The sequence below is a fragment of the Streptomyces sp. NPDC088197 genome, from assembly GCF_044741185.1.
Taxonomy (GTDB): Bacteria; Actinomycetota; Actinomycetes; order Streptomycetales; family Streptomycetaceae; genus Actinacidiphila.
Genome location: NZ_JBIUSD010000002.1, coordinates 1 through 14,510, shown reverse-complemented (window position 1 = coordinate 14,510; position 14,510 = coordinate 1). Strand labels below are relative to the sequence as shown.

Sequence of the window (14,510 nt, the reverse complement as noted above, 5' to 3'; positions counted from 1 at the left end):
CGCGTGGTGGCGGCCCCTGTGTCCGCGCTGTGCGCCCGTGCGGGCCCGCCTGCCCCCGGCTACTGCGGGGCGGGCGGCGGCGGGTAGCCGTACCCCGGCGGGAGCTGCGGCGCCTGCGGGTTCTGCGGATCCTGCGGCGGCCCGCCGTACGGCTGCTCGCCCTGCGGCGGCGCGGGCTGCTGCGGCCACCCCTGCTGCGGCTGCGGGGCCTGGGGCTGCGGCGACTGCGGCTGGAAGGGCGCGGGCGCCGCCTGCTGGCCCGGCGGGTACGGCTGCGGAGCCTGCGGCGGACCGCCGTACGGACCGGGCTGGCCGGGCTGTCCCGGCTGACCCGCCTGACCCGGCGCCGGGTAACCGCCGTGCTGCGGTGCCGGATAGCCGCCCTGCTGCGGTTGCTGGGGCTGCTGCGGCGGAGGGTAACCGCCCTGCTGCGGCGGTGGCGGCGCGGGGAAACCGCCCTGCGGAGCGGCGTAGGGGCCGTAGCCGGGACCGGCCTGGCCGCCGCCCTGGACCGGCATCGGCGGCGCCTGGTGCGGCGGCGGGTTGACCCCGTCGGCCGTCCACAGCCCCTGCGCCTGCTGGGCGCGCGTGAAGTCCTCCGCGACCATCGCCGACAGGTTGAAGTACGCCTCGCGGGTCTTGGGCCGCATCATGTCGAGGTCGACCTCCGCGCCCGCGGCGAGGTGTTCGTCGAAGGGCACCACCTGGACACCGCGGCAGCGGGTCTGGAAGTGCGCCACGATGTCGTCGACCTTGATCATCTTGCCGGTCTCCCTGACCCCCGAGATGACCGTGATGCTCCGCGACACCAACTCCGCGTACCCGTGCGCCGACAGCCAGTCCAACGTGGTGCTCGCGCTGGACGCGCCGTCCACCGACGGCGTCGACACGATGATCAACTGGTCGGCCAGGTCGAGGACTCCGCGCATCGCGCTGTACAGCAGACCGGTGCCGGAGTCCGTGAGGATCACCGGGTACTGGCGGCCCAGCACGTCTATCGCCCGCCGGTAGTCCTCGTCGCTGAACGCCGTCGAGACCGCCGGGTCCACGTCGTTCGCGATGATCTCGAGCCCCGACGTCGCCTGCGAGGTGAACCGGCGGATGTCCATGTAGCTGTTGAGGTACGGGATCGCCTGTACGAGGTCGCGGATCGTCGCCCCCGTCTCGCGCCGCACCCGGCGGCCGAGGGTGCCCGCGTCCGGGTTGGCGTCGATCGCCAGGATCTTGTCCTGTCGCTCGGAGGCCAGCGTCGAGCCCAGCGCGGTCGTCGTGGTCGTCTTGCCCACGCCGCCCTTGAGGCTGATCACCGCGATCCGGTAGCACGACAGCACCGGCGTACGGATCAGCTCCAGCTTCCGCTGCCGCTCCGCCTCCTCCTTCTTGCCGCCGATCTTGAACCGCGACGGCTGCGCGTTCGCGCCCGCGCGCTTCGCCTTCGGCGGATTGCGCAGCAGCCGGTCCGACGACAGCTCCACGGCCGCCGTATAGCCGAGCGGCGTGCCGCCCTGCGTCGTGGGCTGCCGCTGGTCGGGCGTGACGGTGGGCCAGCCGCCCATCCGTGGGTCGGCCGGTGCCTGCGGCTGCGGAGGCGGAGGCTGCGGGGCCTGCTGCTGACCCTGCGGGTCGGGCCGCGCGGGCTGCTGCGGCTGGTGCGGCTGCCCCGGCTGCGGGAAGCCGTAACCGCCCTGCTGCGGCAGCGGCTGAAGCGGCGCCGCCTGGTCCTGGCCCGGCTGCGCGTGCTGCGGGAAACCGTAACCGCTGCCCTGCGCGGGACCCGCGCCCTGCTGCGGCGCCACCGGCTCGTGCGGCAGTCCCGACGGTACGGGGCCCGCCGTGTACGGCTGTGTCCCGCCCTGCGGCGGCGCTCCGAAGCCGGTCGGCGCGGGCAGATTCCGCTCCGGGGTGTCCTGCGGCACCGCGTCGTTCGGCTCGGGCACCGCGTCCTGCGGTTCCGGTGCCTGCGGCGGCTGGACCTGAGCGGGCGCCGGGACCGGGGCGTGCGGCGCCGCGGGCGGCGGGAAGCCGTACCCCTGGCCCTGCGGCGCGTCCGGCGTCCCCGCGACCGGCGCGGGCGGCTGCGCTTGAGGCTGAGACTGAGGGTGCGGCTGCGGCTGCGGCTGGGCGTAGCCGGTCGGCGGCACGGGCTGGCCCGGCTGCTGGACCGGACCCGGCTGCGCGGCGGCCGGGGGCTCCTGACGGGCAGGGAGATTCACCGGCTGCCCGGTCGGCGGCGGGAAGCTGTGCAACGGCGCCGCCGCCGCAGGACCCGCGTTCCCCTGCTGCGCGGGCTCGGCGGTCGGCGGGGGGAAGCCGTAACCCTGTTGGGGTGCGGGCGGGTTGGGGCCGCCGGGGTGCAGCGGTGCTGCCGGTGGTGCGGCGGGGGCGTCGGCGGCGGGCGGGAAGCCGTAACCCTGTTGCGGGGCAGGGGGGTTGGGGCCGCCGGGGTGCAGCGACGCTGCCGGTGGTGCGGCGGGGGCGTCGGCTGCCGGGGGGAAGCCGTAGCCCTGTTGGGGTGCGGGCGGGTTGGGGCCGCCGGGGTGCAAGGGGGCGGCCGGAGGTGCCGCCGGAGCGTTGGCCGCCGGGGGATTGCCGTAATCCTGTTGAGGTGCGGGCGGGTTGGGGCCGCCGAGGTGCAGGGGTGCGGCCGGTGCGTCGGCGGCGGGCGGGAAACCGTACCCCTGTCGCGGGGCGGCCGGGGAGCTGTCCGGGGCGGGGTGCGAGGGCTCCGCGCGCTCGAAGTCCGGGGGGAGCGGCGGTACGGGGCCGCGCGGTGCGCCGGGCGCCCACGGGAGGGCGTCCGCCGCGCCGGGCAGCGGCACCCAGACCGGGGCACGAGGCGCGGCCGGGGCCTCCTCGGCCTCGGGCTCCGACGGTGCCGACGGCTTCGCGGCAGCGGTAGCGGCAGGGGCAGCGGGAGCGGGCGCGGCGGGCTTGGCCTCCGCAGGCTCGTCATCGGCGGCGGACGAGGACGTAGAAGACGTAGAAGAGGACGTAGGAGAGGAGACGGCCGGCTCCGGCGGCTTCCGCTTGCCGGCCTCGCGCTCCTCGACCTCGCGCCGCAACGCGGCGGCGGAGAAGCGCACCGTGGCGTCGGGCGCGCCGTCCTCGCGGCCCCCGAAAGCGGGGAATCCCGAACCACCGGGCGTACCGGACCCCGACGCGGAAGCCCGTACCGGCTCCGGCTCCGACGTGGCCGCGGCCTCCGCCGCAGGCGCGGACTCGGGCTCCCGCTTCGCCGCACCTTCCGAGCGGTCCGAGCCGTCCGAACGGTCCGCGCCCGCCGACGCGCCCGCCGACGCGCGCGCGGGCTCGCCCGCCGACTCGGCCGACGCGGCGCGCGGAACCGGGATCGACGGTACGGCCGCGGCCGACCAGGACGGTTCGGCCGCCGACGCCGAAGGGCCGGGCGTGGGCAGGGGCAGCGACGGCACGGCGGCGGCGGACCACGACGACTCCGACGACTCCGACGAACCCGCCGCGTCACCCGTCAGCCCCGCCCCCCGCTCGGAGCCGGGACCAGAAGCAGGGGAGGAACCTGCGGCACCCGTATCCGAGCGCCGGTCCGACCGCGCGCCCGTCTGCGGACCCGAGCCCGTGAAGGACCCCGAATCCGTGACAGGAACGGAACCGGAATCGGCGCCCGCGCCGGAATCCGAGCCGCTGTCCGCCGCCTCATCGGCGTCGTCGGCGTCCGCGGAGCCGCCCGCGTCCCCCATGTACCAGGCGGGCGCCGCGTCGCCCAGGCTGAACTCACCCGTGTAGTCGGCGTCGCCCCGGTCCTCGACAGGGCCGGCCCCGCCCACGCGGCTGTCGTCCCGATCGCTGCTCACAATGCCTCCTGGTCTGCTGCTTCACCGTGTCCCCGCGACGAGTCCGGCCCGTAAAAAGCCGCTCGTCGGCGCGGGACACCGTCGCGGGACCGCACCGCTGCGCGCATACCCACGCATCCCATGTCCGATCCCCCTCCCCGTCAGGGGCAAGACTAATCGTCGGTAGCCTTCCGATGTCAGGCCCGCCCTCATGGGTCAGTGCCCCTCGCACACCACCCTCACGCGCCGGGCGGCGTCCCCGCCCGCGCCCGGAGATGACCCGCGGGTAAGCGGACCGCCGCGGGCTGGTACTCTGGGTGACGGTCACGTGTGTGTACACACCCCGTGATCCCGCGCCTCGCGAGTCAACGAAGCATCCCCCGCGATGAATACCGGGGGCGCTCGGAGGCCACTGACACCTGAGGAGTCCGTATGTCGCTCGACGTCGAGACGAAGAAGCAGATCATCGCCGAGTTCGGTACCAAGGAGGGCGACACGGGCTCCCCCGAGGTCCAGGTCGCTCTGCTCTCGCGCCGTATCTCGGACCTGACCGAGCACCTCAAGACCCACAAGCACGACCACCACTCGCGTCGTGGTCTGCTGATCCTGGTCGGCCAGCGCCGCCGTCTGCTGCAGTACCTGGCCAAGAAGGACATCACGCGCTTCCGTGAGCTCCGCGAGCGCCTCGGCATCCGTGCCGGCGCCGCGGGCGTTCGCTAAGACGCCGTGGAGGGGGAGCGGTACCCGCGAGTCGGGGCCGCTCCCCCTTTGCCGTATACGCGATACGCGCCGTGTACGGCGAAGCATCGCCGTAGTGGCCATATACGCGCCGAGCGACGAAGCGCGCACATGAAGTGCGTGATGTCTCCGTCGTCTGGTGCAATGGTTATCAAGTATGAGGAGGAGCGTCCTCCTGATCGCCGAACAGCCGGTCCTCGGTAGTGGCCTCCGGAAGACACACGCCCCGGAGGCTTCGATCGAAGACCGGCACCGGTAACAGGACGCCCCTCCACCGATGGCCCGCCAGGGAAACGCCCTGCGGGCATGGACGAGGAGAATCCCCATAGTGGAGAACGAGACCCACTACGCCGAAGCCGTTATCGACAACGGCACGTTCGGCACCCGCACCATCCGCTTCGAGACGGGCCGCCTGGCCCGTCAGGCCGCCGGCTCCGCCGTGGCCTACCTGGACGACGACACCATGGTGCTGTCGGCCACCAGCGCCTCGAAGCAGCCCAAGGAGCACTTCGACTTCTTCCCCCTCACGGTGGACGTCGAGGAGCGCATGTACGCGGCCGGCCGGATCCCCGGTTCCTTCTTCCGCCGCGAGGGCCGCCCCTCCGAGGACGCGATCCTCACCTGCCGGCTGATCGACCGCCCGCTGCGCCCGTCCTTCGTCAAGGGCCTGCGCAACGAGATCCAGGTCGTCTGCACGGTCATGGCGCTCAACCCCGACCACCTGTACGACGTGGTCGCGATCAACGCCGCCTCCTGCTCCACGCAGCTCGCGGGCCTGCCCTTCTCCGGCCCGATCGGCGGCGTCCGCGTCGCCCTCATCAAGGGCCAGTGGGTCGCGTTCCCGACCCACAGCGAGCTCGAGGACGCCGTCTTCGACATGGTCGTCGCGGGCCGCACCCTCGAGGACGGCGACGTCGCGATCATGATGGTGGAGGCCGAGGCCACCGCCAAGACGATCCAGCTCGTCGCGGGCGGCGCCGAGGCGCCGACCGAGGAGATCGTGGCCGCGGGCCTCGAAGCCGCCAAGCCGTTCATCCGGACGCTCTGCAAGGCGCAGTCCGAGCTGGCCGCCAAGGCCGCCAAGCCCACCGGCGAGTTCCCGATCTTCCTGGACTACCAGGAGGACGTGTTCGAGGCCCTGGAGTCCGCCGTCACCGGCGAGCTGGCCCAGGCGCTCACCATCCCCGGCAAGCAGGCCCGTGAGGCCGAGCTGGACCGCGTCAAGGGTCTGGCCGCCGAGAAGCTCCTCCCGCAGTTCGAGGGCCGCGAGAAGGAGATCTCCGCCGCGTACCGCTCGCTGACCAAGAAGCTGGTCCGCCAGCGCGTCATCAAGGACAAGGTCCGCATCGACGGCCGCGGCGTCACGGACATCCGTACGCTGGCCGCCGAGGTCGAGGCCATCCCGCGCGTGCACGGCTCCGCGCTGTTCGAGCGTGGCGAGACCCAGATCCTGGGCGTCACCACCCTCAACATGCTCCGCATGGAGCAGCAGCTCGACACCCTGGCGCCCGAGACCCGCAAGCGCTACATGCACAACTACAACTTCCCGCCGTACTCGGTCGGTGAGACCGGCCGCGTGGGCTCGCCCAAGCGCCGCGAGATCGGCCACGGCGCGCTCGCCGAGCGCGCCCTGATCCCGGTCCTGCCGACCCGCGAGGAGTTCCCCTACGCGATCCGTCAGGTCTCCGAAGCGCTCGGCTCCAACGGCTCCACGTCGATGGGCTCGGTCTGCGCCTCCACCATGTCGCTGCTGAACGCCGGTGTGCCGCTCAAGGCCCCCGTTGCCGGTATCGCCATGGGCCTGATCTCGCAGGAGATCGACGGCGAGACGCACTACGTGGCGCTCACCGACATCCTCGGCGCCGAGGACGCGTTCGGCGACATGGACTTCAAGGTCGCCGGCACGAAGAACTTCGTGACCGCGCTCCAGCTCGACACCAAGCTCGACGGCATCCCCGCCTCCGTGCTGGCCGCCGCGCTGAAGCAGGCCCGCGACGCCCGCCTCCACATCCTCGATGTGATGAACGAGGCCATCGACGTCCCGGACGAGATGTCCCCCAACGCCCCGCGGATCATCAGCATCAAGATCCCCGTGGACAAGATCGGCGAGGTCATCGGCCCCAAGGGCAAGATGATCAACCAGATCCAGGAGGACACCGGCGCCGACATCTCCATCGAGGACGACGGCACGGTGCTGATCGGCGCCACCGAGGGCTCGCAGGCCGAGGCGGCCCGCGCGGTGATCAACCAGATCGCCAACCCGACGATGCCCGAGGTCGGCGAGCGCTACCTGGGCACGGTCGTGAAGACGACCACCTTCGGCGCGTTCGTCTCGCTGATGCCCGGCAAGGACGGCCTGCTGCACATCTCGCAGATCCGTAAGCTCGCCGGCGGCAAGCGCGTCGAGAACGTCGAGGACGTTCTCGGTGTGGGCGCCAAGGTGCAGGTCGAGATCGCCGAGATCGACCAGCGCGGCAAGCTCTCGCTGATCCCGGTCATCGAGGGCGAAGACGACGCCGAGGACGCGAAGGACGAGTCGGAGAAGTGACGACCCGCTCCACCGCAGTGACGGCCCGCCCCTCCACCAAGGGGCGGGCCGTCCGCACGCGGACCCTCCTCCCGGGCACCGACGGCATCGGCACCGTACGGCGCAGCGTCCTGCCCGGCGGGCTGCGCGTCGTCACCGAGACGCTGCCCACCGTCCGTTCCGCCACCTTCGGCATCTGGGCGGCCGTCGGCTCCCGCGACGAGACCCCGGTGCTCAACGGCGCCACCCACTACCTGGAGCACCTGCTCTTCAAGGGCACCGAGCGCCGCAGCGCACTGGACATCTCCGCGGCCGTGGACGCGGTCGGCGGCGAGATGAACGCCTTCACGTCCAAGGAGTACACCTGCTACTACGCGCGGGTGCTCGACACCGATCTGCCGCTGGCCATCGACGTGGTCTGCGACATGCTCACCGGGTCGCTGATCCGCCAGGAGGACATCGACGCCGAACGCGGCGTCATCCTGGAGGAGATCGCGATGACCGAGGACGACCCCGGCGACCAGGTGCACGACCTGTTCACCACCGCGATGCTCGGCGACACCCCGCTCGGCCGCCCCGTCCTCGGCACCGTCGAGACCATCAACGCGCTCACCCGCGACCAGGTCGCCCGCTTCTACAAGCGGCACTACGACCCCACGCGGCTCGTCGTCGCCGCCGCGGGCAACGTCGACCACGCGGCCGTCGTCCGCCAGGTCCGCCGCGCCTTCGAGAACGCGGGCGCCCTGCACGACCCGGACGCCGTCCCGATGGCGCCGCGCTCCGGCAGCCGTACGCTCCGCGCCGCGGGCCACCTCGAACTGCTCGACCGGCGCACCGAGCAGGCCCATGTCGTCCTCGGCATGCCCGGCCTGTCGCGCAACGACGACCGGCGCTGGGCGCTCAGCGTGCTCAACACCGCGCTCGGCGGCGGCATGAGCTCCCGGCTCTTCCAGGAAGTGCGCGAGAAGCGCGGCCTGGCCTACTCGGTGTACTCCTACACCTCGTCCTTCGCGGACTGCGGCCTCTTCGGCGTCTACGCGGGCTGCCAGCCGCGCCGGGTGCCGGAAGTGCTCAAGATCTGCCGGGACGAGCTGCACCAGGTCGCGGAACACGGCCTGACCGACGAGGAGATCGGCCGCGCGATCGGCCAGCTCTCCGGCTCCACGGTGCTCGGTCTCGAGGACACCGGCGCCCTGATGAACCGGCTCGGCAAGAGCGAGCTGTGCTGGGGCGAGCAGTTGTCCGTCGACGACCTGCTCGGCCGGATCGCCGCGGTGACCCCGGACGACGTACGCGCGGTGGCCCGCGATGTACTGGGCCAGCGGCCGTCGCTGGCCGTCATAGGGCCGCTCAAGGAGAAGCAGAGCGCGCGCCTGCGCGAGGCGCTCGCGTAGCGGGCCGGCTCGCGGGAGCCGCGGCGCGCGTGCCGTCAACCGATGTGAGATGCGAAGGACGAGGACAGGACAACGATGAGCAAGCTCCGTGTGGCCGTCATCGGCGCCAAGGGCCGGATCGGATCAGAGGCGGCACGCGCGGTCGAGGCGGCCGACGACCTCGACCTCGTCGCGGCGATCGACCGCGACGACCGGCTGGAGACACTGACCGAGTCCGGTACGCAGGTCGCCGTCGACCTGACGCACCCCGACGCCGTCATGGGCAATCTGGAGTTCTGCGTCGGCCACGGCATCCACGCGGTGGTCGGCACCACCGGCTGGACCCCGCAGCGGCTCGACACCCTGCGCGGCCGGCTCGCCGCCTCGCCCGCCACCGGGGTGCTCATCGCGCCGAACTTCTCCATCGGCGCCGTCCTCACCATGCGCTTCGCCCAGCAGGCCGCCCGCTGGTTCGAGAGCGTCGAGGTCATCGAGCTGCACCACAACCGGAAGGCGGACGCCCCCAGTGGCACCGCCACCCGTACCGCGCAGCTCATCGCCGCCGCCCGCGCGGAGGCGGGCCGCGCCCCGCAGGAGGACCCCACCACCCACGCCCTGGACGGCGCCCGCGGCGCGGACGTCGACGGCGTCCCGGTGCACTCGGTACGACTGCGCGGCCTGCTCGCCCACCAGGAAGTGCTCTTCGGCGACACCGGCGAGACCCTCACCATCCGGCACGACTCGCTGCACCACAGCAGCTTCATGCCGGGCATCCTGCTAGCGGCCCGTACCGTGCCCGGTGTCCCCGGCCTCACCTTCGGCCTGGAACACTTCCTCTCGGACGACCACCGCGCGCTTCAGCCGGACGAGGGCTGACGCGGAGGACCGAACCGGAGGACGGAAACCGAAATGCGCGCCAAACTCAGCTACGCCGTGTCCGCGGTCGTGCTGGTCTTCTACTTCGTGCTGGTCGGCGACCGCGGGGTGCTGCTCATCGCGGACGGCCGCCCGGTCACCGTCGTCTTCGGCGTCGCCGTGCTCGTCCTGCCGCTGATCGGCGCCTGGTTCCTCTGGCACACCACCCAGTTCGCCCGCCACGCCGGACGGCTCGGCCGCGAACTGGAGGCCGAGGGCGGCCTGCCCGTGGACGAACTGGTCCGTACGCCCAGCGGCCGGATCGACCGCGACTCGGCCGACGCGGTGTTCGCCAAGCGGCAGGCCGAGACGGAGGCCGCGCCGGACGACTGGCGCAACTGGTTCCGGCTCGCCGTCGCGTACTTCGACGCACGCGACACCCCGCGGGCCCGCAAGGCGATGCAGCGGGCCATCGCGCTGCACGACGGGCGCGAGGTGCGCGAGCGGGTCTAGGCGGGCCGACCGGGCGCGACTCCACATACGGGTGTGCCCGGTCGATTTCATCCTGCCGTGCACCCGGGAGGGTGAAGCTGAGCGCGGCTCAGCGCAGTTCGGCGGCCCAGCCCTCGATGGCGTCGGCGGCGAGGTCGAACGCCTCGACCCGGCCGAGGAAGTCCGCGTTGTGGTCGGTCAGCATCGGCCGCAGCGGACGGCCGCCGCGCCGGGTGATCACCAGCGCCTGACCCTGCACACTGCGCGGCAGCCCCAGCACCCGCACGGGCTGCTGCGCCGTGCGCACCGAGACCACCTGGCTCCACGACACCGTCGAGGTGGAGAAGAACTCCACCTGGCGCAGGCCCTTCCCGCTCACCCACACCCCCACGCGCAGCAGCCGCAGGGTGACCGCGATGATCACGAACGCCGAGAGCAGGCACGTGACGCCGCCCTGCCCGCTTCCCGCGGCGACCATGATCAGCGCGGCGAACAGCAGGTACGAGGCGAAGACCAGCAGCAGCGCCGCGGTCGCGACCCGCCACGGTCCTGGACGGTAGGGCCGCATCCAGCGGTCCTGGTCGGCGTGCGGCAGCGCACGTCCGGGCGTGAACTCATCGACGAAGGCGGTGGTGGAATTGTGGGGGAGGGACACGCGGGGAATCCTCTTCGGGTCTCCGGCAGCTTCCGGCACGAGCGGGCTATGACGGGTGAGGCTAGCCGCCGTGCGGCGCCGCGGCTACCTCGGGTCGTCCGATCGGCCCTGGCCCGCCCGACGAACGCTGTCATACGGAGCGAATAGGCTGGCGCCGCACGGCAGAACAGCCGCCCGACCGCACACCGGCTCAACCGCACACCAGCTCAACCGCACAGCCGCCAAGCAGGAAGGACCTCGGGTGCCGACCGAGACCACCACCGGGACCACCGTCCCCGTCCAGTTCCGCGACGACGTGACCGTCGACCTCGTGAAGCACAGCGCCTCTGACGGCGACGTCCTGTGGGCGGCCCGGGTCTCCACCGCCGGAGAGCAGTCCCTCGAAGAGCTGACCAAGGACCCCGAGCGCTCCAAGGGCCTGATCAACTACCTGATGCGCGACCGCCACGGCAGCCCCTTCGAGCACAACTCCATGACCTTCTTCATCAGCGCCCCGATCTTCGTCTTCCGCGAGTTCATGCGCCACCGCGTCGGCTGGTCGTACAACGAGGAGTCCGGGCGTTACCGCGAGTTGCAGCCGGTGTTCTACGTGCCGGGGCCCGAGCGGAAGCTGGTGCAGCAGGGGCGGCCGGGGAAGTACGAGTTCGTGCACGGCACCGCGGAGCAGCACGAGGCGGTGCGGGGGGCGATGGAGGAGTCGTACGCGCATTCGTACGCGGCGTACCAGGAGATGCTGGCGGCCGGGGTGGCCAGGGAAGTGGCGCGGGCGACGCTGCCGGTCGGGTTGTTCTCGTCGATGTACGCGACGTGCAACGCGCGCTCGCTGATGCACTTCCTGGGGCTGCGGACGCAGCACGAACTGGCGGCCACGCCGTCGTTCCCGCAGCGGGAGATCGAGATGGTGGGGGAGCGGATGGAGGCCGCGTGGGCGGGTCTGATGCCGCTGACACACGCGGCGTTCAACGCGAACGGCCGGGTGGCACCGTAACGGCCGGAACCGATCGGCGCGACCGCAGTCAAATGTCCGAAGTGTTCAGATTGCAGGCATTCGTGAAGTTCATCTAGGCTGCTGAAACGGACTCCGGCGTTGCTTGAACCCCCGAGCAGGCACCGCCGGAGTCCTTTGCGCAGGTCCCGAGGCTGCATGCCCGTACACACACCGAGTAGCGTGGACCCATGGCTCCGACCTCCACCCCCACGGCCCCCTTCGGGCGGGTCCTGACCGCAATGGTCACGCCGTTCACCGCGGACGGCGCCCTCGATCTCGACGGCGCGCAACGGCTCGCCGCCCACCTCGTGGACGCCGGGAACGACGGTCTCGTCGTCAACGGCACGACCGGGGAGTCGCCCACCACGAGCGACACGGAGAAAGCCCGGCTCGTACGGGCCGTCGTGGAAGCCGTCGGAGACCGCGCCTTCGTCGTCGCCGGAGCCGGCACCAACGACACCCGGCACAGCACGGAACTGGCCCGCCAGGCGGAGAGCGCCGGCGCCCACGCCCTGCTCGCGGTGACGCCGTACTACAACAAGCCCCCGCAGGAGGGCCTGTACCGGCACTTCACCGCCATCGCCGACGCCACCGGGCTGCCCGTCATGCTCTACGACATCCCCGGCCGCAGCGGCGTCCCCATCGACACCGAGACCATCGTCCGGCTGGCCGAACACCCCCGGATCGTCGCCAACAAGGACGCCAAGGGCGACCTCGGCGCCGCGAGCTGGGCGATGTCCCGCAGCGGCCTGGCCTGGTACTCGGGCGACGACATGCTCAATCTGCCGCTGCTCTCCATCGGCGCCGCCGGCTTCGTCTCCGTCGTCGGCCACCTGGTCCCCGCCGAACTGCGCGCGCTCCTGGACGCGTACACCAGCGGCGACGTCACCAAGGCCGCCGAGATCCACCAGCGACTGCTGCCGGTCTACACCGGCATGTTCCGCGCCCAGGGCGTCATCACCACCAAGACCGCCCTCGCGCTGCGCGGACTGCCCGCCGGTCCCCTCCGGCTCCCCCTCGTGGAGCTGGACCAGGCCGCCACCGAACAGCTCAGGAGGGATCTCGCCGCAGGCGGGGTAGACCTCTGACCACAGACTTCACAACTTAATAGGTCCGAACACGCACAACCGCACAACCGAACGACTGCACAACCGCACAGCCGAAAGACCGCACAGCCGACGATGCGCACTGCCGCATACGCACGGAAAACACGATGTCACGCGCGCCGCGACCCAGGAGGGTCCGGCGGCGCGCGTGGTAGGGAGAGACTTTTGAGCCATCCGCACCCCGAACTCGGCCCCCCGCGGACCCTGCCCGACGGCGGCCTCCGGATCACCCCGCTCGGCGGCCTCGGAGAAATCGGCCGCAATATGACGGTCTTCGAATTCGGCGGCAAGCTGCTGATCGTCGACTGCGGAGTGCTCTTCCCCGAGGAAGAGCAGCCCGGCGTCGACCTGATCCTGCCGGACTTCACCTCCATCAGGGACCGCCTCGACGACGTCGTCGGCGTGATCCTGACCCACGGCCACGAGGACCACATCGGCGCCGTCCCCTTCCTCCTGCGGGAGAAGGACGACATCCCGCTGATCGGCTCCAAGCTGACCCTCGCGCTGATCGAGGCCAAGCTCCAGGAGCACCGCATCCGGCCGTACGTGCTGGAGGTCAAGGAGGGCGAGCGCGAGCGCATCGGCCCCTTCGACTGCGAATTCGTCGCCGTCAACCACTCCATCCCGGACGCGCTGGCCGTCGCCATCCGCACTCCGGCGGGCATGGTCGTCGTCACGGGCGACTTCAAGATGGACCAGCTCCCGCTGGACGGCCGCCTGACCGACCTGCCGACCTTCGCGCGGCTCGGCGAGGAAGGCATCGACCTGCTCCTCGCCGACTCCACCAACGCCGAGGTCCCCGGCTTCGTCGCACCCGAGCGGGACATCTCGCAGGTGCTCAGGCAGACCTTCGCCAAGGCGGACAAGCGGATCATCGTGGCGAGCTTCGCCAGCCACGTCCACCGCATCCAGCAGGTCCTGGACGCCGCGCACGAACGCGGCCGCAAGGTGGCCTTCGTCGGCCGCTCGATGGTCAGGAACATGGGCATCGCCCGAGACCTGGGCTACCTCAAGGTGCCCAGCGGTCTCGTCGTGGACGTCAAGGTCCTCGACGACCTGCCCGACGAGAAGGTCGTCCTCGTCTGCACCGGCTCCCAGGGCGAGCCGATGGCCGCCCTGTCCCGGATGGCGAACCGCGACCACCAGATCCGGATCGTCGAGGGCGACACCGTCATCCTCGCGTCCTCCCTCATCCCGGGCAACGAGAACGCGGTCTACCGCGTGATCAACGGCCTCACCCGATGGGGTGCCAACGTTGTCCACAAGGGCAACGCCAAGGTCCACGTCTCCGGCCACGCCTCGGCCGGCGAACTGCTGTACTTCTACAACATCTGCAAGCCGCGCAATCTGATGCCGATCCACGGCGAATGGCGACACCTGCGCGCCAACGCCGATCTCGGCCAGCTCACCGGCATCCCCAAGAACCGCTGCGTCATCGCGGAGGACGGCGTGGTCGTCGACCTCATCGACGGCGTCGCCAAAATCGCGGGCAAGGTCCAGGCCGGTTACGTGTACGTCGACGGTCTCTCCGTCGGCGACATCACGGAGTCGTCGCTGAAGGACCGCCGCATCCTCGGGGAAGAAGGCATCGTCTCGGTCTTCGTGGTGGTCGACTCGACCACCGGCAAGATCGTCGGCGGCCCGAACATCCATGCCCGCGGTTCGGGTATCGAGGACGACGCATTCGCCGCCGTCATCCCCAAGATCGAGGAGGGGCTGTCCCGTTCGGCCTCCGACGGGGTGATGGAAGCGCGCCAGATCCAGCAGCTCATCCGGCGCTCGGTCGGCAAATGGGTCTCCGACACCTACCGTCGGCGACCGATGATCCTCCCTGTGGTGGTTGAGGTCTGACGCCTCGTCAACCACTGGACCAGGAGCGGGCCCCCGGATTTGCATCCGGGGGCCCGCTCCAGTACGTTGGCACAACCGCCTCGACGAGACCCGCGGAAACGTGTGTGCTCGGAACG

General features: G+C 71.6%; 10 protein-coding genes and 1 pseudogene. 8 read left to right on the top strand and 3 right to left on the bottom strand.

Annotated features, from left to right (window positions below):
• Window positions 1-59: 59 nt before the first annotated feature.
• Both ACIOC1_RS04905 and ACIOC1_RS04900 read right to left on the bottom strand, forming a co-directional pair.
• Complete coding sequence (locus ACIOC1_RS04905; RefSeq protein ID WP_401852742.1) at window positions 60-2,636, bottom strand: AAA family ATPase; 2,577 nt, start codon at window positions 2,634-2,636, stop codon at window positions 60-62.
• Window positions 2,637-3,713: 1,077 nt separating this feature from the next.
• A pseudogene (locus ACIOC1_RS04900) lies at window positions 3,714-3,830 on the bottom strand (SCO5717 family growth-regulating ATPase); the annotation flags it as partial.
• Between the two features lie 411 nt (window positions 3,831-4,241).
• Here ACIOC1_RS04900 and rpsO point away from each other — a divergent pair.
• From rpsO to ACIOC1_RS04875, 5 genes are all read left to right on the top strand, one after another.
• The gene (gene rpsO, locus ACIOC1_RS04895) at window positions 4,242-4,529 is read left to right on the top strand and encodes a 30S ribosomal protein S15 (protein ID WP_033173003.1); all 288 of its coding nucleotides are present in this window, start codon (window positions 4,242-4,244) and stop codon (window positions 4,527-4,529) included.
• A 346-nt stretch (window positions 4,530-4,875) separates the two neighbouring features.
• Window positions 4,876-7,095, top strand: coding sequence for a polyribonucleotide nucleotidyltransferase (locus ACIOC1_RS04890; RefSeq protein WP_355349816.1), 2,220 nt, complete (start codon window positions 4,876-4,878; stop codon window positions 7,093-7,095).
• Window positions 7,092-8,468, top strand: coding sequence for an insulinase family protein (locus tag ACIOC1_RS04885; RefSeq protein WP_391161402.1), 1,377 nt, complete (start codon window positions 7,092-7,094; stop codon window positions 8,466-8,468). Before ACIOC1_RS04890 ends, ACIOC1_RS04885 begins: the two co-directional genes overlap by 4 nt.
• Before the next feature lie 75 nt (window positions 8,469-8,543).
• Window positions 8,544-9,323 (top strand): 4-hydroxy-tetrahydrodipicolinate reductase, encoded by a 780-nt coding sequence (gene dapB, locus ACIOC1_RS04880; RefSeq protein WP_355349822.1) that lies wholly within the window; start codon window positions 8,544-8,546, stop codon window positions 9,321-9,323.
• A 33-nt stretch (window positions 9,324-9,356) separates the two neighbouring features.
• Entirely contained in the window at window positions 9,357-9,815 is a 459-nt protein-coding gene (locus ACIOC1_RS04875; protein ID WP_355349825.1) for a hypothetical protein, read from the top strand.
• 88 nt (window positions 9,816-9,903) lie between these two features.
• On the opposite strand, the gene ACIOC1_RS04870 is transcribed toward ACIOC1_RS04875, so the two are convergent.
• A complete protein-coding gene (locus ACIOC1_RS04870) occupies window positions 9,904-10,449 on the bottom strand; it encodes a hypothetical protein (RefSeq protein WP_355349828.1) in 546 nt (181 codons plus the stop codon).
• 241 nt (window positions 10,450-10,690) lie between these two features.
• Here ACIOC1_RS04870 and thyX point away from each other — a divergent pair, with 241 nt between their 5' ends.
• The 3 genes from thyX (at window position 10,691) to ACIOC1_RS04855 (ending at window position 14,394) form a co-directional block, all read left to right on the top strand.
• A complete protein-coding gene (thyX, locus tag ACIOC1_RS04865) occupies window positions 10,691-11,437 on the top strand; it encodes an FAD-dependent thymidylate synthase (RefSeq protein ID WP_355349831.1) in 747 nt (248 codons plus the stop codon).
• 188 nt (window positions 11,438-11,625) lie between these two features.
• Window positions 11,626-12,525 carry a 4-hydroxy-tetrahydrodipicolinate synthase gene (gene dapA / locus ACIOC1_RS04860; protein WP_401852037.1) on the top strand — a complete coding sequence of 300 codons (900 nt, stop codon included), beginning with the start codon at window positions 11,626-11,628 and terminating at the stop codon, window positions 12,523-12,525.
• A 183-nt stretch (window positions 12,526-12,708) separates the two neighbouring features.
• Window positions 12,709-14,394 carry a ribonuclease J gene (locus ACIOC1_RS04855; RefSeq protein ID WP_355349837.1) on the top strand — a complete coding sequence of 562 codons (1,686 nt, stop codon included), beginning with the start codon at window positions 12,709-12,711 and terminating at the stop codon, window positions 14,392-14,394.
• Window positions 14,395-14,510 lie beyond the last annotated feature (116 nt).